Here is a 25,733-nt window from a genome sequence, read left to right on the forward strand (position 1 = left end):
TGGCAAAAGCTAAATATGCTGAAAGTTAAATTTTTAACTTCAATAAGATGTCTTTGATAAATCCTAACTTGAGCTTTGATGGTGAATAACTCAGAAGATATTCTTTTAAAACTCTTGAACCATTTCTGGAAGCCTCAAGTATTAGCCCATTTTTCATAAGAACTTCCCTGGTAGATGGGGTAAAAGCCTTTAGAAAATTTAGATTTATTACTATTCCTTGATGGATTTGAATAAAATCATAGTCGCGGCAAAGATTGTCGGCGTAATAACCAATATTTTTAAACCCTTTGAGTTCAGTCCCATCCTCCAGTCTAAAAATTGTTATTATCCCGTCTGATTTGAGATAAATCACGTCTTTCAGAATCACCTGCTGTATCTGTCCTTTAGTAGTTTGAATTCCTATCCTTTGGTTAATATTGCCGGGGTTATCGAGAAGCTCAAGAAGTAAATCCAACTTTTGATTCTGATCTTGTTTTTGCCTGATACTCTCTATTATGGTATCCACTGATTCAATCAGCAAAGCTTCATCCAGTGGCTTTACCAAAAAATCATTTGCCGAATATTTTATCGCTTTTATCGTATTCTCGGTGTTGCTATGGGCAGTAAGAAAAATAAATTTAAAATTTACTTCTCCTTTTGCTTTCAGATTTGATAAAATATCGAAACTGGTTCCTTTGAAAATATCAATATCAAATATCACAAAATCAGGCTTTTGAGTACTTATCAATTCTTCTCCTGAAATCACACTATCCGCTTCACCTATAATCTCGATTTCACTAAAGTTGGTTTTGAGCAGAATTCCCAATGATTCCCGTATCTTGTAATTGTCTTCAATAATAATGGTTTTAATCTTCATATTTTTGTTGAATTTTTATTATCACAGTAGTGCCTTGTATTTTATCTATTGTCTCAATCTTGATATCATAATCTGACTCATTTAAGAGCTTGACCCGTTCCTGGACTAAACGGGTGCCAAATGATTTATAAGAGTGTTCTGATTGTTTTTTTAGATCGGCTGACGCCCTTCGTCCAATGCCATCGTCATCAATGGTGCAAATAAGCGTTTCATCAAAGTTTTCAAACTTGATGGTTAGGTTTCCTTTTCCGTTCTTATGTATAAGTCCATGTTTAACAGCGTTTTCTACAAACGGCTGTATTATTAATGGAGGAAGCTTTATACTGTCCAGCTGCAAGTCAGATGGATATTCTATTTTGTATGAAAACTTATCCTCATGCTGGATACTTTCCAATTCCAGATAAGAATTTAACAGTTCTATTTTGTCTTTTAAACTAATCTCATTTTTTCTAACACGGGGATTATTTGCCGCCACACTAGACTCCAGATACCTTCTCATAAGGCTTGCCAATTTGGTCAGGCTTTTATTGGCTAAGGCGGTTTCATTTTTTAAAATCAAATTTTGAAGTGAACTAAGTGCGTTAAAAAGAAAATGAGGATTAAGTTGTGCCTGCAAAGTTTGAATCTGTAGATAATTAATTGTACGCTCTTTTTCCAAAAGTTTACGTTTTTCGTATCTCGACTTGAAAAAAGAATACAAAAACCAACCAAATAAAATGGCACTTATAAAACCAAGATATTTTGCAAAATTAGGTGATTGATAAAATGGTGCAGTGACATTGACATTTAAAACTACAGGGATTAAGCGGTCCTCGGCTATACCTTCTGTTTTGGCTCTTATCTTTATTACGTGTTGACCATGAGAGAGTGGTTTAATAAAGATCAGGTCTGACGATATCCACTCTGACCAATCATTTCCATCAATTTTGTGACTGTACAGTGTTTTTTGGGGTCTGTTAAATCCAATTGACCCTATTTTCAGTGTGAAGGTGTTTTTTTCAATTGAAATATTTTTCGAAGAATTAAATTCTATTCTCCTATTATCTATTTTTTGAAAATACGGGCGTAAGGGTTCATTGCTCAAATTGAGTTTTTTAGCATCCAGAAAACTTAGAACAGTTCCGGAAGTAACCCACATTCTTCCTTTTGAATCGGTAAAAAGTCCATTTTGTCCAGGTTCCAGTCCATCATAGCCATTGTTATTATTGTAAAGCTTTACTACCGAAACTTTCTCTTTTGATTTATTGTCAATTTGTAAAATCAATAACCCTGCATCAATTCCAATAATCAGTTTGTCTTTGGAAATGTTTCCAATAAACATTACATACCTTTTTAACCTGTCCTGCAAAACTTTTATGAATTTATCTTCGGAATCTTCATAATAATATAATCCGTCGGTAGTTCCCACCCACAAAGTTTTATAGGAATCTTCATGCATAGTAATGAAACCTCTGAATGGGATATTTCCTTTACTTTTTTTATATTCCCTTGATTTTCTGGCTAATAAATCTTCAAAGTTTTCAAATCTGTTCATTCCTCCCCAGCCACCAATCCAATACCGCCCTTTCAAGTCCTTGTATATGTACATATAATTGGGATATTCAATCAAATCCTTTCCCCCTTCCAGGAATAATTTAGTTTTTGATGTAATAGCGTCTATTATATGAACTCCATAAGCCCCACCTGATACTATGATATCCTTATCCTTATCATAGTAACTGAAAAAAGACCCAAGATTAAAAGGTTTATCAATTTTCTTTCCGTTTGTTTTAAAAAGTGCTGAGCCATGGGGTAACCAGATATTTCCAAGTTTATCCTTCGTAGAGCCAAAGTAAAATAAATTAGATTCTTTAGTAGTTCTTAAGATTTTATCCTCAGAAAAAAAAGGAAAAAATTTCTTATGGTCAACTACTGGTTTAAAGCTTTTTCCATTCCAAACTTTAGATTCCGGACCATAAGATATCATCCAGATATTTTGATATTTGTCTTCCGAAACGCTCCAAACATTACCGGCATCTTTTTCAGAAATATTTTTTATCCCATTATTAAAAAATGACACAAGGCCTTTCTCTGTAGCAATCCAAATAATTTGATTAAGGGAGTCAATTATATAGTTTGATGCGTTACCAATGCGATCACTTATCAATTCTTTTTTTTGGGAACCTTTTTCAATATAAAAAATTGAGCCATCTTTTTCTTCTATTGCATCTTGATCAATTTCGTTAATGATTTTTTCACTCTTTGAATCTGATTCTTGCCAAAGTTTTAAATTTCCTTCTTGATAATAATATAAATAAGTTTTTAAATTTTTGTTTTTTACTCCAACGAAAAGTCTTCCATTGTTAGAAAATGTTAAATGATATTCTCCATCCACACTAGACTTGAGCATAAATTCATATTTCCCATTTTTATATTTATATAATCCTATTTTTAAATTATCTTTATATTTAAAACCTAAGAAAACTTTTTCGATATCATCATAGTAGGCTGGAATAAAAACCTCTCTTTCATTAAAATCAGGAAATGAAACTTTCTTATAAATTTTCGTGTGAAGATTAAATAAATATGGTACATATTTATGTTCGGCTTTCTTTGTATTAGAAAGAAAAAATAAAACTTCATTTTCTCCATAATTATAAAGAACCAGGTTATGTTGAAACCTATAAAACTCTGGAAGCTTAAACTTATAAAAAGTTTTATTGTCAAAAACGTGTAAATATTTGCCATTTAAGAAGCAAATACGACCATCAGACAATTCAATAAGATTTGAAAATCTGGTGTTATTTTCCAACCCATTTTCCGTATTAAAATTAGTAAAGTACTCGCCATCAAATCTTGAAAGCCCATTTGAGGTAATGGTCCAAATAAACCCTCTGGAATCCTTAAAAACATTGAAACATTGCATCCCGGCCAAACCATCATTTATGGTGTAGATTTTATGAGGCAGATTTTGAGAAAAAAGATTATTGCTAAAAAAGGCAAGTAGAAAAAACTGCAAAATCCATTTTTTACTTTTTGTGTCAGGATATTTCATTTTGAATTCAGTTTAATCTTCCAAATTATCATTAAATATCTAACCATTAAATAAAAAGTCAGAATATTTATTATTTGGTAAAAATTAACTTAAACGTCCCTTAAGTTTACCTGAATCAGATGATATAAATAAAATAGTTGGAATGGGCTAAATAAAATATCATGTTTGCTATTCCAGAATATTCAGAACCGTAAAAACTCATTATTTCTAAATGAAAAGAAATAATTCCAAATCCAAAAATATCTCCCACCCCTATCCCATTTTTAGCTTTTTCTTTTCTAACCTTATATTAACGCTCGATCAAATACTCAAATCCCAACGCCCAATTTCTCAATTAAGCTTTGTTTCCATGTGGCCTCATTTTTCTTGTTGTACAAAGGCAATCCATATAAAATAAAGTCATTGTTTTCTGCTTTCAGGTAAGGTTCCTGGCCATACTTTTGACTAATCTGTTGCATAAATATTTCCTTCCAGCCTTCTTTTGAGCCGAAGAAATTGCCCTGAGCATCTTTAAATTGGTCGCCCTTGGGTTCGATAAAAATCTGGTAATACAGGTCCTTTTCTTTCTGTTTTAGAAACAGCAGAAAATCCGGCATAAAACCTCGTCCTTGCTCAAAATCGTAGATTTTATAAACTTCTTCATTTCTCAATAAAGATACTTTCTCATATTGGCTTTCAAAGTTACCCATAATGCCGCTCAGAAACTCTATAAGTGATTGCTCCTCCGTGGTACCATGAAATCCATCCAAAATATACCAGTCTTTATCTTTGATTAATTCTTCGATTTTCGAGTTTTTATCATCTTCTATGACAGACTTGGTTTTGAAAGTTCCAAAAAGCTCTTTGACAGGCACATGACCAAGCTCCGAACCAACGTATGGATTAGAAACCAGTCCTAATTCTGTTGTGATTTTCTCAAAAAACCGCATCAATATTTTCAGTAATTCTTCTGAATCAATCATGAAAATATGCTTCTTTGTGCCCCCTATCTGATTATAAAGTCCTGTTGGAAGTTTGATTTGTATCGGAAATGCCCCCAGAAATTCATCTTTTAGTAATTCATCCATTGAGCTGATATTCAGCTCCTTCGTGAGACGCTGAAACCTGAACAAGGAATTTTCTTTAACCGAAATTTTATTGATTGCCTTTCTTATCAGATGCAAATCAAACTCTTTCAATTTCATATTCATTGTACCAAATTCGCTGGATCCTGTGGCGTATTTGGTTTTGTCCGTCTCCCCTTTTTCCAGATTTAATGCAGTTTCATTAAGGTTTAAGGCTCCTATGGTATATTCAAAATTGAATTCTTTACCTATTTCCTCTAGAGTACTTTTCCTTCTCTTGGGATTATCAAGTCGCTTATTGACAAAAATGTTGGGATAATTTGAATCAAATAAAGATTTCTCCTTTAACCCAAAAGTCTTCAGTTTCTTTTGGTCTGTGAGCCATTCTTTATCTTTGAGTTCTTTTTTGAGTTCGCTCAGATACCGCTCGTCATTGTCGCTGTGAAAATAAAATTCTTCCAATACCCGCAGCTCATGGTTCAGGTCATTATCAAATTTCCGGCGGTTCCGTTCTTTATTATCATATTCAAATGGGAAATACCTAACGCCCCGACCAATCAACTGTACTTCTGAAGTGGTGGCACCTCCACTTTTCCCTTTGTTTGAGCCTCCGGTATTTTGGCCTTCATAGAGCCTCACAATGTCGTAAAGATTCTGCACATCCCAACCCTCGGTAAGCCGCTGAACTGTAAAAATAGCCCTAATATGATTGTCTTTGTCTTCCAGACTATTGAGCAGCCGCTCAGTTTCGGCATCTGTCTTTTCCTTTTTAGTTTTGTTGGTACTGGAGTTGGTAATGACACAATTGTGGTCAGCAAATTGATATTGAATATATGCTATGATCTCTCTGATTTGCAGACTATTGTCTGAGATATATCTTTTTACATCAATGATTCGACTCTGACCTTTCTGGTAGGTTTCGGTGATGTCCATAAACTTATGCTCATCTATTTCTTTCAGAAAATCAAAATCAGAAGCACTCAAACTATCCACCAGATTTCTAAAGAAAAGATAGTCATCTTTGGAATTATTGCTGTCGGCTACATCGATTGTTTTACTTCTAAACAATATCACCGGCTTGAAATGGGGAATGTTGTATTTCAAGGCTATTTTGTGCCGGTACCAATTAAAAAGGAGTGCCTGCAATATCCTTTTCTTTTTATCAAAACTAGACGACACCAGATTGATTTCCTTGGTATAACCCGCTTTTAAAAAATCTTTAAGGTCAAATTTGACAATGGTTTTAGACAAATACTTTCTTCTTACCTCGCTGTGTTCGGGAACTGTGGCCGTAAATTCGAGCAGCACGTTTTTATTTATCCCTTTTTTCCCTTCTTTGTTTAATAGTAGATCAATAACTGTATGCTCCCAACTTTTTTCAATGTCATCTTGCGAGGCATTTTCTGAAAGTTCCTTTATGGCTAGTATTTCCGTTTGAATGTTTTTATTCTTTTTAGTGTCTGCATTCAGGTGGTGGGCTTCATCGCCAAGCATCACGATATTGCGATTCTGTAAATCTTCTAAAAAAACATTATCTTCTCTAATCTTATAAACATCATTGTGCAGTGAGTGAATCGAAGTGAATTTAATCTGGATGTCGTCACTGAAATCATCAAATGTATTGACCTGTTTGATATTGACCGTTTGGTCATCTATTACAATATTTTTCTGAAAAAGGTATTTGCTATGGGCTGCATTGCAAAGGTTTTCCTCGGTTTTACCTACAATGTTATTTTGATTGACGAAAAATATAAAATGCCGGTAGCCTTTTTTATAATAATACAAAATAGTAGCTGCCATTACGAGTGTTTTTCCCGACCCTGTCGCCATGTTAAACAGCAAATGAGTGGGCGAAGTATCCTCTTCGGCATCTTTAATGGCCTCAAAAGTCAGGAAATTGAGCAAAGCCTCTTCCTGCCATTTGAATAGTGGAAACCGCAGATTGTCAGTAATATAACTATAATCTGAAAGCTTGAGCTTAGGAATATCCAAATCATAAGCTTTGGGCTTTAGTTCATCAAATAGATATTTTTCGGGAAATAGATTCATAAAAAAGTGGGATTTTTACCGTAAAAATTATGGGTTGCAGTTATGTCATTTTCGCTGAGTTGAAAGCGACTATCTTCCATATCGGAGCGGTTGACATACAGCTGATTAAGATCCAACATTTTGCCGAATATCTGCTTTTGTCTTTCTAGTGGAAGATTTTTAAATGCCGGCTCCTGGGATACTTTTTCTTTAAATTCCCTGATTTTGACGTTATAATTCAGGAAATACCGCTCATACATTTCATCAAAAAACGTCATCAATTCTTCATAAGAACCTGCGGCTTCTATTCTTTCAAGGGCATTTTGATTGTTTTTGGCGAGTTCGAGATAGATGAAGGAACCTCCACCATGCCAATTTACAGTTTTTGAGATTCCACCCTCCTCTCCTTCAATTACCATTTTTAGTCTTTCAACGGTTACATTTTCAATGTAGTCCATTTGCTCAATCCCAATAAACTGACGATTCATTTTATGAGCCACTGCTGCGGTAGTTCCACTTCCTATATGGAAATCAAGAATTATGTCTTTTTCATTAGAGCCAATAGTTATTATTCTATATAAAAGTTTTTCAGGTTTTGGTGTTGTAAAAATATTTGTTTCAACCAATTCAAAAAGTTCACGTCTTGCATCTTGATTATGTCCCGCTTCTTGATGTTTCCAAATTGTCAAGGGAGTACTACCTTGTTGTACTTCCGACAGAAACCTTTTTAAACGTGGAACATTTTCCCCTTTTTCTCCAAACCAAATACGATTATCAGTCTTTAATTCTTCAAATTTTTCTTTTGAAACACGCCAGCAACTACCGTTAGGTGGGTTAATAATTCTTCCAACTGGATTTTTAATAGGATAATCATATGTAGCTGAATAAGTTTTTACAAGTAGATTATCAGATGTCCAAACGCCTCTTTTGTCATTATCTGGATTTCTGTATCTATTATCCATTTCTTCTGATCTTGGTAGAAGATTTACAGAAAAACTTGGACTATTTTTGGCGAAAATTAAAATATGGTCATGGTTGTCAGAAAAATATTTTGAATCATTTTGTGGAGCATATTTCTTCTCCCAAATTACGTTTGCTATAAAATTATGTCTCCCAAAAATACTGTCTCCTAATGCTTTTAAATAATGGCTTTCATCATCATCAATATTAATCCAAATACTGCCATCCTCTCTCAATAGTTCCTTTGCAATTTCAAGCCGGTTTTTCATAAAAACCAACCAGGAAGAATGGTTAAAATTATCGTTATAAGCAAAGCTATCATTTCCTGTGTTGTAAGGCGGATCAATATAGATTAGTTTCACTTTCCCTCTAAACTGCTCTTTCAGGCTATGCAAGGCCAATAAATTGTTTCCTTTGATGATAAGGTTATCTTTTATATCCCCATTTTTGTCTCTGGTAAATTCTTTTGCTTCGCTTTCAGTAATACTACCATTCTCATCTTTTTGGTATTTCCGCACATTGGCAAAAGCCTTGGGTTCAAAAAGACGGTCTATCTCATCTTTGGCCAGTATTTGATTAAAAAATATTTCTTTCCGTCTGGCCTTCTTTTCGTCATAGTTGCCTGATTCCTTGTTGTATTCAAAATAGGTATCTGTTCCCTCCTCAGTACTTTGTCCGCCCTCCAGCACGCAGTCTTTGTAGGGGAAATTGAGCACCACATCACGGTATTCTCTCAGCAGCCTACTTCCAACTTTAAGCCCTATTTTGTTTTCAAATTGGGTATAGCTATTGTCGAGCTTGTTTTCGTCAATAAAAAACTTGAAGTCATTGCCTTTAAAAACCATGGCTTTTCCGGCAGAAACAAAGAACTTTTGTCGAGTGATTTCGTGGTTTAAAAGCAGCCCTATGAGTTGGGGGTCATACTGGTCAATGAGTTCTCTGAGCAGATTTTCTTTGAGTTCAGCCTGTTCGTCAAACAGTCTTTGGTCTTCTTTGAGGATGTCGAGCAGAGTTTCTTTAAGCTTGGTCATACGGTCATTACAAATAAAAAAACGTGGAACGTCGCAATTATTCGCTATCAGAGGCCTACCACAGCCCAAACAACAAAATAAAGCAACGCCCACGCATGACCGCAGGCGTTTTTTGCTTCATCCCCGTTGTTTTTCTGAAAGTGGTAGTTTCTGATAACAGGATTTTTAAGCTAAACGCTGAATATATTTCTTACACGCTTTGGTTTAATCGATAGTTTTTACAGTTTTTTTATGCAATACTACTCAAATAATCATTGTTTTTGAAAATAGTGCAGGAGTAATTTTCTTTAAAATATTAGTATATGCTAAGTTTTTGGAAGATTATGATTGAAATATCAGACTCTAAATGTCCTTCATGGCTAAATCTAAAACCATCCTTTGTGCATTTTGTGTCTTCTTTGTGGATTTTGTGTAATTTAAGGAGATAGGCAACAGGCAGTAGGCAACAGTTATTTAGAGGTGGTAAGTTGGAAAGAGTGAATTCTAAATGTCCTTAATCCCTTCATGCCATTAATGTTTAAAAAAAAACCTTTGTGCATTTTGTGCCTTCTTTGTGGCTTTTGCGAAATTTAGGTAGCAGTGAGTTGGCAGCAGGTATTCTGTTGGAAAGGTGGAAAGTTAGAAAGTTAGAATTTTTCAGGCCTTTAATTCCTTAAATATCTTCATGTTTAAAAAAATAGGACAAGTATACAAAACAAGTTTTGCTTTGCAAAAAACATTTTCTATAAGCCAACAAACATGCGTTACTAAAGAAAAGATGTTTGTTATAAACCAATGAACGTTTGTTACTAAGTAGCAAACGTTTTTTATAAGCCAATGAACATGCATTACTAAAGAATGGATGTTTGTTATAAAGGAATAGACATGTATTACTAAAGAAGAAACGTTTGTTGCAAAGCAAGAAACATCCATTACTAAAGAAGAAATGTTTTTTGCAAAGGAATGAACAAGTTTAAATTATATATAGGAATATGTTATCAAATCAAATTTCAAATGATTCGAGAGAATGAAAAACAATTTGGTTGAAGACTTTAAAGAAACTTGATTGAAGAACTTCAAGAATCAGTTAGAAGAAGATTAAGATAAGATAGATGTTGAATTAGAAGAATTAAAAGATGAAGTAAATAAAATAGAAGATAAACATTTAGATGAATTTATTATTCCAGAAAATGAAATTATTGATTATTGAAAAAACTTTTTAATTGTTAACAAAATTATTTTTTAAAAATACAATCAAAAGAACAATTCAAGTATTTAAAAAAATATAATATTTAAATACTTCATCATCAGGGACTTAACAAATACATTTCCTTAAAAACCTCCACTTTTCCTACCCTTAATTAACACCAAAAATACGTTTAATTTAAAAAATAAATGGTCCGATTTGCGAAAAAATTTGGTCGGTAATTTTAATTTTCCTTAGCTTTGTATAGAACTAATCGAAACACTTTCTCCTCAGCTGTTTAGAAAGAAAAGGGCTTGTCCCGTATTGTTGCCAGAACTCTTAACCATAATAAGGTTATTGAAGAGTGGATGAAAAATATCCAGGATTATAATGGATATAATTTTAGCAAACCCACCTTGTCAATGACCAAAAAAGCGGTTTGATTGCTAAAAAAAGCGATCAAACAAGGGAGAATTGTGTTTGTTTTGTTTGTAAAAATTGAACTGAATATCAGTTATATCCGGTCTCCGGGCCGACCATAAAAATCAAAAGGCCTCCCCAAAAAAGGAGAAGCCTGATGACGTAAATGTAATTTGACGATTCAATTTATGTCAACATTTGAGATTTATCAAGTTCCGGGGCCATTTTTTCTCATTTTAAACATTGATTTAAGATGAAAACAACACAGAGTAGTACTCTGACCTCTGCAGTTTCAAGGATCGCCGGAGTGCGATCGATTGCAGCCGATTTGGACCTCGGAAATGGTCTCACTGTTGACAATTACCAGACAGCCATCACTGATGTGGAAGCCCTGGTAAACCAGTACAATACCCAGGTTGCCAGTTTGGGTGAACTAAGAAACCGTATTACTGAAAAGGAGACGGTACTTAGGGATTTTTCAGAAAGGATGTTGATCGGAGTTGGAGCCAAATTTGGCAAAGATTCCAATCAATACCAGATGGCCGGAGGCACCAAAAAGTCTCTGAAGAAAAAACCAAAGAGGGTCGCAAAAACTGAATAGTTGTAGATCTTTTTTGTGGAAGTGGGTCAATGTAGATTGGCCCATTTCTTTTGCTAATTGTTTATATGTAAAATTTAACACTTTGGTTTTCAACCGCAAAAAAAACTAAAAACCTACCTGCAATTAATACATTCTTAAAATATAGAAAAATATTAGAATGTTTTTTTAGATTCTAAATCAAAGTTTGAAATAGGTGTAACTCAAATATAAAGATTGATTTCCCGGGCAAAAAATAATTTTAAACACCAAAAAATATAGAACCGAATTATCCAAAAAGCAGGAGTTTTCTTTGTTAAAGTAAATAAGTGGTTATAAATTCGTGGGTTTTATTAGTATATTTTTGAGAATTTAAAAAAAAAAAAAGGGAATCCTGATTTTTCAATTTCGAATAATTTTCTCAAAAAATATTTAAACGTTATAACTCTATAGAAAATTGAACTCTAACCGCCCTCATAAATAAATCATTGATGAAACAATTTGCGTTTGCAATAATTAGACATTTTTTAAAATTTATCACTAAAGGAGAGATTACAGGAAAAAAATACAGTGGAATTAATAAAACCCTGTATTATGAAAAAGCACAACATCTCAATTTTTTATTCCAAAAAACCATAAAATATGAGGAGAATATCCAGCAAAAATTACCAAAATATATCTATCCTGGAAATATTGTATTCGACATTGGGGGTAATATTGGACAATATGCGATTCCTTTCAGTGAATTAGTCGGACAAAATGGTCAAGTATTCTCATTTGAACCAGATTATAAAAATTTTTCTTTTTTACAGTTTAACATGAATATCAATCAGTGCATCAATGTAAGTTGCATTAATTGCGGGGTTGGAAATGAAGACTCTGAGTTGGATTTTTTCAGAGACACTGAAACAGGGGGAAGGATGGGCTCATTTAAAAAACAATTTGTAGGCAATAACTTTAAAGGTTTTTCTACAAAAGTAAGTTTAATGAAATTTGACACTTTAATTAAATCATTTGGAAATCCAAATTTTGTAAAAATTGATGTAGAAGGTTTTGAATATGAAGTGATTTCCGGATTGACAATCGATTTACCCGAAACAACATTTCTCATTGAAGTAAGGGAAGAAACCAAAGAAAGTGTTTTTGATTTTTTCAATAAAAAAGATTATAAATGTTTATGGGTTGATGGACCTGACAGGCTCATAACTCATTCCTCCGAAATTCCGGGTTTTGCAAATTTAATTTTCAATAAATAATTATTTAAAACTAAAAATACTCATCTTTCTCAGGCAGTTTTCATTTAAAAACCTGATAGAATCAAAAAAGAATTTGTTATTGTTTTAATATTTTAAAAATCTACTTCATCTCTCCCAACCACTCAATAGCAATCGCTCTGGCTGCCTCCATAGCAGGTTTTCCGGCTCGGAAGCATAGTTTCCAGAAACTGTCTTTGGATTCAAAGTCAGGGTTTACAAAAACCTTGTGGCCATATTGCTCTTTGAGTTTAGCTGAGAAATCAATATCAGCACTTCGGTCGAGAAATTCCTCCAGCTTTTCTTTGAGCAAAACATCGGGATTCTTTATTGCATTCCATCGCCCGAGGTCGGTTTGGTACTCAGCGGCTTTTATTTTGTATTCCTCTTCATAGGCTTGTTTTTGAAACGTCTCCATTTCCTTCATTTGTTTCTTAAACTCAGGATTGTTAAGCTGTTCCTTTAATTGCTTTTGAATTTTTAGGGTACTTTCCAAAATTTCCTGCAGCTGTTTTTTCATGGCAGCGTCTTTGGTTTCGGCAATTTGCTTTCTCAGAGCTTTTTCACCTTCCAGGGCGTTTCTCTCCCCTTCTTTCTCCTGATTTTCTCTTTCCAGTTTTTCTCTAGCCAAGCGTTGTTCAGGCGTTTCGGGTTTTTCAGGTTCCTGTTCTTTCCACCAGGTGTCGTAGCGGCCTTTAAAATCTTCAGTTTTGTAATATTTCCGGAAGTATTCTCCCAAAAATCTAATTACCCGCACTTTTTGATCATTGGGGATTTTGGCTGCTCCTCCCGGGAAGGATGTGCTTCCCAGCGTAACTGAATTAAAAAAATAAGACTGGCCTTCGGTGGCATTAATTCCTAATTCCTGAAATACATCACCTGCAAGCATCGGAATGGCCAACAGATAAAACATTGCCTTTTTCATTTTACAATATCATTGACTATCAGATTGTTGAATATAAAAACAATATAAAAATAACGATATTATTTCAATAATCTCCAAACAAAATTGTATTTAATTCTGAAAATGTTTTAAAACCTGATTTTACAGCAACCGACCATCAATATTCTCTAGGATGATATTTAAAAAAGGTATTAATTTGAATAAATATGAAATAGAAGAATAAATTTTAATAATCTGATTATCATATTTTTATAATGTTCTATTTAGTAAAAGAAAAATGAAAACCATCGTATTGTATTTTTCCCACAATGGCAGCAACAAATACCTTGCACAAAGAATCGCCAAAGATTTTGATTGCCCGATCGAAGAAATAATACCCAAAATCAACAGTCATTTATTGATGCTTATGGGTATAAATTTTGGAAATAAACCCATAAAATCTAAGCTCGAAGATTATGACAGGGTAATACTTTGCGGACCTATTTTTATGGGCAAATTTATTGTCCCTTTGAAGAATTTTGTAAAAAGTAATCTTGATAAAATCAAATCATTGGTGTTTGTGACTTGTTGTGGAAGTACATTTGAGAAAAAAGATGAGAAATTCGGGTACAACCTGGTGTTCAATGAAGTAAAAAATATTTCAGGCCAAAAATGCAGCCATTGCGAAGCCTTCCCTATCATTTTGGTTTTACCTGATGAGCTTAAAAATGATGGTAAAACTTTCATGAAAACTCGCCTGACTGATGATAATTTTAAAGGTGAAATTAAGGAGATTTATGATAGTTTTATAGAAAAAATGAAGGCGTAAATTGAAATCAATTTATTGTTAAATTCAAGTCCGCATTCCCTGATTTTTTTGGTAATTTTGTCCAAAATTCTCAAGAAATGAAATACGCCATCATTGACCTCGGCACCAATACTTTTCATCTGATGATTGTAGAAAACCACCAGGTGCTTTACAAAACTTCTAAAGCTGCCAAAATCGGCATGGGGGGCATCAATGCAGGTTTCATAACCGAAGATGGCATACAAAGGGCTCTGGGAGTCTTAGGAGAGTTTAAATCCAAAATAACCGAATTTGAAGTTGCTCCCGAAAACGTTCATTCTTTTGGAACCAGTGCCGTCAGAAATGCGGGCAATCAGACCGAATTTCTGGAACGAGTGAAGGCAGAAACAGGTATTAAGATTAATGTAATCGACGGAAAAGAAGAAGCTGAACTCATCTATCAGGGTGTAAAACAGGCCGTTACAATCGAATACCCTTCACTTATTGTGGATATTGGCGGTGGCAGTGTTGAGTTTATCATTTGTAATGCCGAAAAAGTGCTCTGGTTGCAATCTTTCGAAATCGGGGGCCAAAGGCTCTTGGAGCGTTTTATGAAAAAAGACCCGATTCCGGTCTCTGAAATCAACCGACTGGAAGAATACCTTCGGGAGACCTTATTGCCCCTGACCAATGCAGTGCATCAATATTCACCAAAAATTTTGATTGGTTCTTCCGGCTCATTTGATACCCTGAATGATATGTTTTTCTGGCGTAACCGGGGTGATTTTGCCCCACATGAAATCCATGGATTCGAGTACCCGATAGAAGAATTTGCTCATGCTTACGAACTTATAGTTTTTGCCAACCATGAAGAAAGATCTAAAATCGGTGGTATGATTCCGCTGAGGGTCGATATGATGGTGGTAGCCACGATTCTGATTAAATTCCTTTTGCAAACATACCATATTGCACAAATCAAAATCTCAAATTTTGCACTGAAAGAAGGCGTAATGGCAAAAATAGAAAATGCATAACAACTACTTCTTTCTTAAGCATTTAAGTTCAGAATTCAACACCAGTCTTACGGGTGCAATACTTGAGGTTTGTTTCAGCCAGGAAAAAGATGAGCTCGTTTTGGGCTTCACCAAAAATCAAAAAGAAACGTTCTTAAAAGCTACGATGCGTCCTGATTTTTCAAGTGTTACTATTTTGGAAAGTTTTGGCAGGGCTCGTCGGAATTCGGTGAATCTTTGGGAAGAAATCTATGGACTGGAGGTACTGAAAATTGAGGTCTTTGAACACGAAAGGGCATTTTATATCCAAATTCAAAATAATTACAAACTCGTTTTTAAGTTTTTCGGAAACAGGCCCAATCTGCTGATTTTCAAGGAAGAAATATTGATTTATCTATTTAACAATGCCCTTTTGACAGATAAAAATCTGCAATTAATTGATTTTGGCAAAAAGCCCGATTTCAGCCTGGATTCGTTTATTCAAAACAATGGAAATATCAGAAAAACCTGGTTTACATTAGGAAAAACTGCTTCTGAGATTATTGAAAATCAGGTAAATAATGAGGATTTATCTGAAAAATGGAAAATAGTAAATCAGTTTATTACCCAATTTGAAAGCCCTAAATTCCACATAGGTTTTCTCAACGAAAAGCCGGTTTTAAGTCTGCTTGATTTTCCGGGAAAATTAAAAACATTTGACACGGCTACTGCGGCTATCAATGATTTTTATATTTTTTACCAAAAAGAAATTACTTTTTTCTCAGAAAAAGAAAAATTAAAAAAGCAGCTTGAAAAGGAAATTCTGAAAACAAAAAACTATAAAGAAAACACTGAAAATAAACTCTTTGCATTGCTTGATGGCACATCAAAAGAAAAGATTGCCAATATCCTGATGGCCAACCTTCACCAGATTAATTCAGGACAAGAAAGTGTAGAGTTGGATGATTTCTACAATCAGCAAAAAATTACCATAAAACTAAAAAAGGACCTCTCTCCACAAAAAAATGCAGAGAATTTTTACCGAAAAAGTAAAAACGAAAAAATAGAAATTGAGGCCATTGATTCCAACATTAATGCAGCAGAAAAAAAGATAGATTTTCTTGAAAATAAACTACTTACAATCGAATCCATTGAGTCACTTAAAGAGCTAAAAAACTTTCAAAAAGTAGAAACCAGGACCGAAAATATCAAAAATCAGGAAAGTCCGTTCAGAGTATTTAATTTTGAAAACTGGGAGATTTGGGTTGGAAAAAATGCTAAAAACAATGACCTGCTCACCCAAAAACATGCACAAAAAGAAGATTATTGGCTTCATGCCCGTGATACCCCAGGCTCACATGTAGTGATAAAAAATCCCAACAAAAAAGCCATACCGGACTTCGTGGCGGAGCACGCGGCATCCATTGCGGCATTTTATTCAAAAAGAAGCAGTGAAACCGTAGTTCCGGTTATTTTTACCCAAAAAAAACACGTAAGAAAAGGCAAGGGAATGCCTGCTGGTCAGGTGATTGTGGATAAAGAAAAGGTATTGATAGTTGCTCCTTTTTCTGGTTGAAATTAAACAAAGTACGCCTAAAAAAAACAATAAAAATCCTTAGAGAAATCACAATTGATACTTTTAGTAGCTTTTTTTCAAAATTTTTCAAGGCTGTAAAGTCATTCTTTATTAACTTTGTACTTCGATAATCAAATCGAAACCTCTCCAAAAAAAAATGCCTAAAGATTCTAGCATTAAGTCAGTCCTGATCATCGGTTCAGGGCCCATTGTCATAGGACAAGCTTGTGAATTTGACTACTCCGGCTCCCAGGCCGCCCGATCAATTAAACAGGAAGGAATTGAAGTAGCACTGATAAACTCCAACCCGGCAACCATCATGACAGACCCCATGAATGCCGACTATGTATATCTAAAGCCACTCGAGAAAAAATCAATCATTGAAATCCTGAAAAAACATCAGGAAATTGGCAAACCTATCACGCATGTGCTCCCTACTATGGGAGGCCAAACAGCCTTAAATCTTGCCATTGACTGCGATAAAGCCGGTATTTGGAAAAAATACGATGTGGGCATCATAGGTGTAGATATCAAAGCCATTGAGACTACCGAAGACCGCGAACTGTTCAGAATGAAAATGCTTGAGCTGGGCGTGGGAGTTTGTAAAGGCCGCACAGCCAAGTCTTTTCTGGAAGGTAAAGAAATTGCACAGGAAATTGGATTCCCTTTGGTAATACGTCCTTCTTATACCCTTGGTGGTACCGGGGGCGGATTTGTAAATACACCTGAAGAATTTGATTCTGCACTAAATCACGGTTTACATGCCTCTCCTGTTCATGAGGTGTTGATAGAGCAATCAATAATGGGCTGGAAAGAATATGAATTGGAGCTTCTTCGGGATCATAATCAGAATATTGTAATCATTTGTACCATCGAGAACTTTGATCCGATGGGAGTACATACTGGTGACTCCATCACAGTAGCCCCTGCCATGACATTGCCTGACACTATCTATCAGAAAATGCGGGACATGGCTATCAAAATGATGAACGGAATCGGGCAGTTTGCCGGAGGGTGTAACGTCCAGTTTTCATTGCATCCAGATACCGACGAAATCATCGCCATCGAGATCAACCCCAGGGTGAGTCGTTCCTCAGCTTTGGCGTCGAAAGCAACCGGTTATCCAATTGCCAAGATTGCTGCAAAAATGGCCATCGGTTATAATCTTGACGAATTGATGAACCCGATCACAGGTTCTACTTCGGCGTTTTTTGAGCCGGCCATAGATTATGTGATTGTAAAGATTCCTCGATGGAACTTTGATAAATTCCCCGGAAGTGACCGCAAGCTGGGTCTTCAGATGAAGTCTGTGGGTGAAACCATGGGTATTGGCCGCAATTTCCAGGAAGCATTGCAAAAAGCAGCTCAATCTCTGGAAATAAAGAGAAATGGAATAGGTGCCGATGGTAAAGAAGAAAAAGACACTGAAAAGTTAAAATATAGTCTGGAGCATCCGAGCTGGAACCGATTGTTCCATATTCATGATGCTTTCAAGGCAGGAATTTCATTTAATACGATTCAAAAACTCACAAAAATCGATAAGTGGTTTTTGCGGCAGATTGAAGAAATGGTACAGCTGGAACATAAAATGGAAGAATTTTCCATTCAGGACGTTCCTTCTGAAATGATGGTTCAGGCCAAAAAGATGGGCTTTGCTGACCGGCAGATTGCCCACATGCTCAGATGTAAAGAGAGTGAAGTTAACCAAAACGCAATGATCTTGATATCAAGAGGGTGTTTAAATGTGTTGACACCTGCTCTGCTGAGTTTCCTGCCGAAACCCCATATTTTTATTCTACCTTCAATACTTCTTTCGAAAACCCTGACAATGAGTCTGTTGTAAGTGATAAAAAGAAAATTGTGGTGCTGGGATCCGGACCAAACCGTATCGGACAAGGTATTGAATTTGACTATTCTTGTGTGCATGGAGTGCTGGCCGCCAAAGAATGTGGTTATGAAACAATCATGATTAACTGTAACCCTGAAACGGTCTCAACCGACCCTGATATCGCCGATAAATTGTATTTTGAGCCTGTTTTCTGGGAAAATGTGTGGGATATCATTCAGCATGAAAAGCCTGAAGGCGTAATCGTACAGTTGGGTGGACAAACTGCCTTGAAAATGGCAGAAAAACTCACCAAATATGGCATCAAAATCATTGGCACCAGCTACGAGGCATTGGATCTTGCGGAAGACAGGGGCCGTTTCTCTGAAAAACTGGTCGAACTTGATATACCATATCCCAAATTTGATACCGTAAGGACAGCAGATCAGGCGGTTGAGGTATCCAAAAAACTTGGATTCCCCTTATTGGTTCGTCCTAGCTATGTTTTGGGTGGTCAAAGTATGAAAATTGTGATTAACGAAAACGAACTGGAGCAGCATGTTTTGAAAATCCTGAGCGATATTCCTGATAACAATATTCTTTTGGACCATTTCCTTGAAAATGCCATCGAAGCCGAAGCCGATGCCATTTGTGATGGAGAAAATGCTTACATCATTGGAATCATGGAGCATATTGAGCCCGCGGGAATTCACTCCGGCGATTCATACGCCCTTTTGCCGCCTTTTGATCTGAGTGAAAATGTTTTGAAACAAATCGAAGAATACACCAAACGTATTGCTATCGCATTGGATACCAAAGGATTAATCAATATACAGTTTGCTATCAAAAACGAAATTGTATATGTAATCGAAGCCAACCCAAGGGCATCAAGGACTGTTCCGTTCATTTGTAAAGCATATCAGGAACCTTATGTAAACTATGCCACCAAAGTAATGCTGGGAGTAAATAAGGTGACTGACTTTGAATTTAAACCGGTTCAAAAAGGATTTGCCATCAAAATTCCGGTATTCTCTTTCAATAAATTCCCTAATGTAAACAAAGAATTGGGACCTGAAATGAAGTCAACCGGTGAAGGCATTTTTTTTATTGATGATCTGACTGATGATTTCTTCCTGCAAGTGTATTCTGAAAGGAATATGTATATGAGTAGGTAAAATAAATATTATTTATAAGCCCTTCAGTAAATTGAAGGGTTTATTTTTTTTCTAAAAAATTTATCCCACTTTTTTTTAAAAAAATAAATTTTGGCATTTAAAATGCTGCTTTTTATTGATGGAAAATCTAATATAATCCCAATATGAAATCAACTGAAAATCCATTTTCTATATTTGAAAATTATAAAATTTTACTTTTTATATCTGCAATTCTTCTCCTTCAATCTTGTGTTGGCTCACACATAAAAGTACCGGAAGCAAAAAGGTCAAATCTAAAAGAATTGGCGGTTGATTGGAGCGTAACCAAGGATGTACCCATTCAATATGCAGAAAGAATTGATGAAATGATGGAGTATTCAATAAAAAAATTCAATAATAGCTTTTACCCCTATAAACTTCATAAAATAACACCAGGTGAACAAAATTTCATAAGCTTCAAATTTTGCGGTGGAAAAGTAACAGAGACACCTGAAAAAGTATTAGGAGTTGCCATATCTATCGTTGGATTGCTAGTGGTTCCAAATCTTTACAAAAAAATGTCGGGGTCTGACATCCCAATATTTTTTGCTTACTATCCAAAAGATGCACTTTGTTTTAATGTTTCATTGTCTCCCAATTTAAAAGGAAACAATAAATCGAGTAGAAATTTCAAGACCGAAAGATGGTCAATTTTGATAGATAAAGAGAAAAATATTGATAAAATCACTTATAAAACTATTGATAAAATAAATAAAATAATCAGTAGTTTATAATATACCAAAGCCTGACAACCAAATTCAATGCCCTCCACTTTCCGGTTTCAAAACTTCAAAATAGCGATTGTGTAAATAAATAAGTGAAATCCCAAATAAAACAGAGAAAACGCCCATTACACCATTATAATATACCGGTGCAAGTAATGACATCCTGATAAAAATGGTAATCAAAACGAAAGCCGAATACCTGAAGATATTGGCGTAATGAATTTCATATCGCAGTGAAATAAGCAAAAAAAGCATATCTGCGAAAATCAACATCAGATAAAACAACTGAAATGATTGCACAAAATGCCCCGAATGAAACAAGTGATTGAGGTCACGAAAACCAATAAAAATAAAACTAAGAAAAACGCCTGAAGCAACCACCTTTTTCAATCGAATAAATATCTCTTTATCACCGGGTTCCATCGTAATTTGGCGGTGTTTTTGGAATGCATAAAATATGAGCGTTAAACCAAAAATTATGAGTGCCCCAGCCCCATCAGAAAACATCTTCAGGATTTCAGGAAGATTTTGTTCAAATCCGGCATGAAAATCATAATGAGCAAACTCTTCAAAGGCCGACCTCAGTAAGATTAAACTCAGAATTTCATATTGTTTTCCAATACTATTGGCAATAGAATGCGGAATCACAAATATCAACCCCAATAACTCAAAATAGAGCAGAAAATTGAATGTGATGGTTATTCCCGAAAAATGGTTGACACTTTTCAGAAAAACGGGCACCATATCGGGCATTAAATCATTGGCCAATGCTATAAGCTGGCTAACTAAAAATACAAAAACCAATACCGTACTCAGTTGTTTGTCAAAAAACTTTCCTGAAAGCCCTGCTTCAAGTTTATTGAATATCCTTTCAAACCAAAGTGTGATTATGTTCATGTTGAAAATTTATTTAAAGAAAAAGACATTTTATAAATACTAAATTTAGTATTTATAATTTTTAATTTCAATGAGTTAGGTTACTTTTTTATGGTATGAATTTTCTAGAGAAGAAATACAATTTTTTATTTTAGACTATTTGAAAAAATAATTTTCGTATTAAAAAACTATCCCTTTTTGATTAACCTAACAATCCACAAGCAATGCAGCTTTTAATAATCTTAAAATTTTCTTATTTCCACCTCCACTTTCCATTTTTCCTAAAAGATATCCCTAATTTTGCAGAAAAAATTAAGCTTGATGCCAATAGATTTTTCGCAGATTCCCTCGCCTTGTTATGTTTTGGAGGAAAAACTCCTTAGAAAAAACCTTGAACTTTTGAAATGGGTGCAGGAAGAATCCGGTGCGGAAATCATCCTTGCCCTGAAAGGCTTTTCGATGTATAAAACCTTTCCGATGGTTAAAAAATATCTGGCTGGAGCCACAGCAAGTTCGCTCAACGAAGCCCGTTTGATTTTTGAGGAGATGCATTGCCATGCCCATACCTACGCCCCAGCTTATAAACCTGAGGAATTTGAAGAAATGATGAGCTATAGCAGCCATATTACTTTTAATTCGCTCAATCAGTACAATCAGTTTAAAGATCAGGTACAAGCCTCTGACAGAAAGATTTCGATGGGGCTAAGAATCAACCCGCAATATGCTGAGGTAGAAACCGATATGTATAATCCCTGCATAGTGGGTTCCCGATTGGGAATTACCCGGGATGCTTTGGGAGATACCTTACCAGAGGGAATTGAGGGCCTACATTCACATACCATGTGTGAAAACGACTCCTACACGCTCGAACGCACACTGGTACATATTGAGGAGAAATTTGGCGATTTGCTGCATCAGATTAAATGGCTTAATCTGGGTGGCGGGCATTTGATGACCCGTCAAGGCTATGACCATCAGCATTTGATTGGAATCATAAAAAGGTTAAAATCTACCTATAATCTGGAAATAATTCTGGAACCGGGATCAGCCATAGCCTGGCAAACCGGCTACCTGAGAAGCAAAGTGCTTGATATAGTGGACGCTCAGGGAGTAGATGTGGCGATATTGGATGTTTCATTTGCGGCACACATGCCCGATACACTTGAAATGCCCTACAAGCCGAAAGTATGGGGAGCAACTGAGCCTGAAAAAGGCAAACCTACCTACCGACTGGGAGGAATGACCTGCCTTGCGGGTGATTTTATGAGCGGCTATTCTTTCGAAAAACCGCTTCAGATCGGCGATACGGTGATTTTTGATGATATGATTCACTATACGATGGTCAAAACTACCACTTTTAATGGTGTTGGCTTGCCCTCCATTGGTATCTGGCATGAAAATGATACTTTTGAACTGCTCAAATCTTTTGGTTATGAAACATTTAAAGACAAGATTTAAGCTTTCATGAAAAAGAAGGAAAAAATTGATGGGTTGATTGCTTATTTTCAGGAAAATATGCCCAACCCTGAAACAGAACTGCAGTATAAAAACCCATACGAATTATTGGTTGCTGTTATCCTTTCGGCCCAATGTACCGACAAAAGAGTAAATATCGTTACACCGGAACTTTTCAAAAGATTTCCCAATGCACAGACTCTTGCCCGAACTGACACTGATGAGGTATTTGAATATATCAGGAGTATTTCGTACCCCAACAATAAAGCAAAACACCTGGTAGGCATGGCTAAAATACTTACGGAGGAATTTAAGAATGAAGTGCCTGATAAAGTAGAAGAGCTAACCAAAATGCCTGGTGTGGGCAGAAAAACCGCCAATGTGATTGCCTCAGTGATTCACAATCAACCCACTATGGCTGTTGACACTCATGTATTCAGGGTTTCGCACCGGCTGGGATTGGTAAAAAGGACAGCCAAAACTCCGCTGGCGGTAGAAAAAGAACTGATAAAATATTTTTCTGATGACATCATCCCCAAAGCACATCACTGGTTGATTTTACATGGCAGATATACTTGTATGGCTCGTAATCCTCAATGTGAAGCTTGTGGATTGAAAAATCTCTGCGATTCTTACCCCAGGATTTTAAAAGAAGGTGTCGCTGAAAATGATAAAAAACTACCTTCAATAAACTAACAAAGCCTCATCTTTTGTGGTCAAGAATTATGTAAACTTTCAAGCCTATCAAAAAACAAATTACTGGGGCAATGGTATAAAGAAAAGCCGTTAGGTAAAGATTATCATAGTAATAATCCCACGACAATTTATAGCAAAAAGCGAGAATTGCCGGATAACCAATAAAACCGAAAAGCAGGCAAAACAAAAATATCGGATTCGAGTTTTTATATTTATTTAAAAAATAAAAAAACTTTCCATTAGAAAAGAACCAAAGATATAGTGTGACTGAGCCTGCTAACTGAATAAACAAATTTACATAAAATAGCATAAATATATAATTCCTGAACTAAATTATGCTAATTCAGTGCCAAAATCCAATATTTTTATTTAGATTCGATAAGTGGCAATAAACTCAAAATATCTGGTTATGAAACTATGAGGCAAGCTCTGAGATAGCCAAATAGCTCATTAATCCGGGACCAAAGATTAAAGCTTGTTCGTCAATATCAAATGTAGGAGTATGAACACCCGAAACTATGCCTTTTGCCTCATTTCTGGTACCCAGGCGGTAGAAACAGGCATCAACTACCTGACTATAAAAAGCAAAATCTTCTCCACCCATCCACAGGTCCAAATCTACTATATTTTCGGTACCCACGTATTTTTCGGCAGCTGAGCGGGTTCTGCGGGTCAATTCCGGTTGATTTTTGAGATAAGGATATCCTTTTTCAATCCAAAATTCACAGCTTCCTCCCATTGATTCGGCCATTCCCTGTGCCATTTTTTTCATTCTTTCTATTCCTTCAGCCCGCCATTGTTCATCCATGCACCGAAAAGTTCCTTCAATATAAACTTCACCGGGAATAATATTGGTAGCACCATCGGCCTGCATTTTTCCAAATGTAAGCACCGAAGGTGAGGCCGGATTTCGGTTACGGCTGATTATTTGTTGCAAGGCCACTATGATGTGTGAGGCAATTACTATTGGGTCAACTGCCTGATGCGGTGCAGCACCATGTCCTCCTTTTCCTATTACACGCATGTATATCTCATCAGTACTGGCCATGTACATGCCTTCTCTGAATCCAATTTTCCCAACCGGAATATTGGGTGCAACATGTTGTCCAAGAATACTTTGCACTGCCGGACTCTCCAACACGCCTTCTTTAATCATGAGCGAGGCACCACCGGGAGCTTTTTCCTCGGCTGGCTGAAAAATTAGTTTTATAGTTCCTTCAAATTCTTCTTTCAGGGAATTCAAAATACGGGCAACAGTAAGCAAAGAAGCAGTATGTACATCATGACCGCAGGCGTGCATAATACCCTGATTCTGTGACTTATAGGGCACATCATTTTTTTCCTCTATGGGCAAGGCATCAATATCAGCCCGAAGTGCAACTGTCTTTTTATCGGGATTATTTCCTTTTATCAAAACCACCAATCCATTGCCGGCAATACCTTCACTTACCTCTAAACCTATTTCTTTCAGAGTTTTGGATATATAGGCAGCCGTATTTTTTTCCTGAAAAGATAATTCAGGATGCTGGTGAAGGTATCTTCTGTTTTTTACTGAAAAATCAAAAAAGTCCCTTGCCAGACCTTTTATCTTTTGTTCTAATTCCATAAACGCCAAATTTGCTTCAAAATTAGTGCTTTTGCAGGCATAAACATTGATTTGATATTTTTTTTGAAAAATTTTGCCAATATTTTCCAGAAAGTTACCTCATAAATTTCTCGTTATAAACATCTTATAATATTTTGAAATTTTTGGAATGCTATTTGCGTTTAATCTAAAAAATTGAAATTTTTAAAATGAAAAATATAGTATTTGTTGGACTTTTGTTGATGTCAAATATTGGTTTCGGGCAGACAAAAGTCAACTGGATAAGTATAGAAGAAGCCTACAGACGCAACCAGATTACGCCTAAGAAAACCATAGTTGATGTTTATACCGATTGGTGCGGGTGGTGTAAAGTGATGGACAAAAACACTTTTTCCAACTCAGAAGTAGCCAAATATATCAACGCCAATTATTACGCTGTAAAACTTGATGCTGAAGGAAAAAAAGATATTAAAATTGCAGGAAAGGTATATAAATATGATGAAAGCAACAGGGCCAATATGGCTGCCGTTGCATTACTCCAGGGTCAGATGAGCTATCCAAGCCTGGTTTATCTCGACGAAAAATTTAATATGATTCAGCCCATTCCTGGATATCAGGATGCCAAAGCTTTTCACCCAATCATAACTTACTTTGGGGGAAATTACCACAAAAAGGAAAATTTCGAAGCTTATAAAGCAGGTACTTATAAGAATCTATTCAAAAGTATTAAACTTTAGATCAAAATTCAGTTC

At 35.5% G+C, this 25,733-nt stretch carries 17 protein-coding genes and 1 pseudogene; 11 read left to right on the top strand and 7 right to left on the bottom strand.

The window, feature by feature from the left end; translation table 11 throughout:
* Window positions 1–25 precede the first annotated feature (25 nt).
* From IPP61_18910 to IPP61_18925, 4 genes are all read right to left on the bottom strand, one after another.
* A complete protein-coding gene (locus tag IPP61_18910; protein ID MBL0327199.1) occupies window positions 26–856 on the bottom strand; it encodes a response regulator transcription factor in 831 nt (276 codons plus the stop codon).
* Window positions 846–3,890: a histidine kinase gene (locus IPP61_18915; protein ID MBL0327200.1), complete on the bottom strand. Its 3,045-nt coding sequence runs from the start codon at window positions 3,888–3,890 to the stop codon at window positions 846–848. The genes IPP61_18910 and IPP61_18915 overlap by 11 nt, the downstream gene beginning before the upstream one ends.
* A gap of 308 nt (window positions 3,891–4,198) precedes the next feature.
* Window positions 4,199–7,003 (bottom strand): DEAD/DEAH box helicase family protein, encoded by a 2,805-nt coding sequence (locus IPP61_18920; GenBank protein ID MBL0327201.1) that lies wholly within the window; start codon window positions 7,001–7,003, stop codon window positions 4,199–4,201.
* Window positions 7,000–8,787, bottom strand: a complete 1,788-nt coding sequence (locus tag IPP61_18925) for a site-specific DNA-methyltransferase (GenBank protein MBL0327202.1) — start codon at window positions 8,785–8,787, stop codon at window positions 7,000–7,002. The genes IPP61_18920 and IPP61_18925 overlap by 4 nt, the downstream gene beginning before the upstream one ends.
* 209 nt (window positions 8,788–8,996) lie before the next feature.
* Between IPP61_18925 and IPP61_18930 the strand changes: the two genes are divergently transcribed.
* The 3 genes from IPP61_18930 to IPP61_18940 all read left to right on the top strand — a co-directional run bounded on the left by IPP61_18930 (window position 8,997) and on the right by IPP61_18940 (window position 12,391).
* Window positions 8,997–9,188: a hypothetical protein gene (locus IPP61_18930; protein MBL0327203.1), complete on the top strand. Its 192-nt coding sequence runs from the start codon at window positions 8,997–8,999 to the stop codon at window positions 9,186–9,188.
* A 1,623-nt stretch (window positions 9,189–10,811) separates the two neighbouring features.
* Window positions 10,812–11,159 carry a hypothetical protein gene (locus IPP61_18935; protein MBL0327204.1) on the top strand — a complete coding sequence of 116 codons (348 nt, stop codon included), beginning with the start codon at window positions 10,812–10,814 and terminating at the stop codon, window positions 11,157–11,159.
* A gap of 467 nt (window positions 11,160–11,626) precedes the next feature.
* Window positions 11,627–12,391 carry an FkbM family methyltransferase gene (locus tag IPP61_18940; GenBank protein ID MBL0327205.1) on the top strand — a complete coding sequence of 255 codons (765 nt, stop codon included), beginning with the start codon at window positions 11,627–11,629 and terminating at the stop codon, window positions 12,389–12,391.
* A gap of 100 nt (window positions 12,392–12,491) precedes the next feature.
* Here IPP61_18940 and IPP61_18945 read toward each other — a convergent pair whose 3' ends face one another.
* A complete protein-coding gene (locus tag IPP61_18945) occupies window positions 12,492–13,313 on the bottom strand; it encodes a hypothetical protein (protein MBL0327206.1) in 822 nt (273 codons plus the stop codon).
* Window positions 13,314–13,569: 256 nt separating this feature from the next.
* Between IPP61_18945 and IPP61_18950 the strand changes: the two genes are divergently transcribed.
* The 5 genes and pseudogenes from IPP61_18950 (at window position 13,570) to IPP61_18970 (ending at window position 20,378) form a co-directional block, all read left to right on the top strand.
* Window positions 13,570–14,100 carry a hypothetical protein gene (locus tag IPP61_18950; GenBank protein MBL0327207.1) on the top strand — a complete coding sequence of 177 codons (531 nt, stop codon included), beginning with the start codon at window positions 13,570–13,572 and terminating at the stop codon, window positions 14,098–14,100.
* A gap of 77 nt (window positions 14,101–14,177) precedes the next feature.
* Complete coding sequence (locus IPP61_18955) at window positions 14,178–15,092, top strand: phosphatase (GenBank protein ID MBL0327208.1); 915 nt, start codon at window positions 14,178–14,180, stop codon at window positions 15,090–15,092.
* Entirely contained in the window at window positions 15,085–16,626 is a 1,542-nt protein-coding gene (locus tag IPP61_18960) for a DUF814 domain-containing protein (protein ID MBL0327209.1), read from the top strand. Before IPP61_18955 ends, IPP61_18960 begins: the two co-directional genes overlap by 8 nt.
* A 157-nt stretch (window positions 16,627–16,783) precedes the next feature.
* A pseudogene (carB, locus tag IPP61_18965) lies at window positions 16,784–19,626 on the top strand (carbamoyl-phosphate synthase large subunit).
* Between the two features lie 143 nt (window positions 19,627–19,769).
* The gene (locus IPP61_18970) at window positions 19,770–20,378 is read left to right on the top strand and encodes a hypothetical protein (protein MBL0327210.1); all 609 of its coding nucleotides are present in this window, start codon (window positions 19,770–19,772) and stop codon (window positions 20,376–20,378) included.
* A 24-nt stretch (window positions 20,379–20,402) separates the two neighbouring features.
* Here IPP61_18970 and IPP61_18975 read toward each other — a convergent pair whose 3' ends face one another.
* The gene (locus tag IPP61_18975) at window positions 20,403–21,266 is read right to left on the bottom strand and encodes a hypothetical protein (GenBank protein MBL0327211.1); all 864 of its coding nucleotides are present in this window, start codon (window positions 21,264–21,266) and stop codon (window positions 20,403–20,405) included.
* A 300-nt stretch (window positions 21,267–21,566) separates the two neighbouring features.
* Here IPP61_18975 and nspC point away from each other — a divergent pair, with 300 nt between their 5' ends.
* Window positions 21,567–22,703, top strand: a complete 1,137-nt coding sequence (nspC, locus tag IPP61_18980; GenBank protein ID MBL0327212.1) for a carboxynorspermidine decarboxylase — start codon at window positions 21,567–21,569, stop codon at window positions 22,701–22,703.
* A gap of 6 nt (window positions 22,704–22,709) precedes the next feature.
* On the top strand, window positions 22,710–23,396 hold the full coding sequence (gene nth, locus IPP61_18985; GenBank protein MBL0327213.1) for an endonuclease III: 687 nt from the start codon (window positions 22,710–22,712) through the stop codon (window positions 23,394–23,396).
* A gap of 415 nt (window positions 23,397–23,811) precedes the next feature.
* Here nth and IPP61_18990 read toward each other — a convergent pair whose 3' ends face one another.
* Window positions 23,812–25,002 (bottom strand): amidohydrolase, encoded by a 1,191-nt coding sequence (locus IPP61_18990; GenBank protein MBL0327214.1) that lies wholly within the window; start codon window positions 25,000–25,002, stop codon window positions 23,812–23,814.
* A 188-nt stretch (window positions 25,003–25,190) separates the two neighbouring features.
* Between IPP61_18990 and IPP61_18995 the strand changes: the two genes are divergently transcribed.
* On the top strand, window positions 25,191–25,718 hold the full coding sequence (locus IPP61_18995; GenBank protein ID MBL0327215.1) for a DUF255 domain-containing protein: 528 nt from the start codon (window positions 25,191–25,193) through the stop codon (window positions 25,716–25,718).
* The last annotated feature ends 15 nt before the right edge of the window (window positions 25,719–25,733 follow it).

Source organism: Cytophagaceae bacterium (assembly GCA_016722655.1).
GTDB lineage: Bacteria > Bacteroidota > Bacteroidia > Cytophagales > Spirosomataceae > Leadbetterella.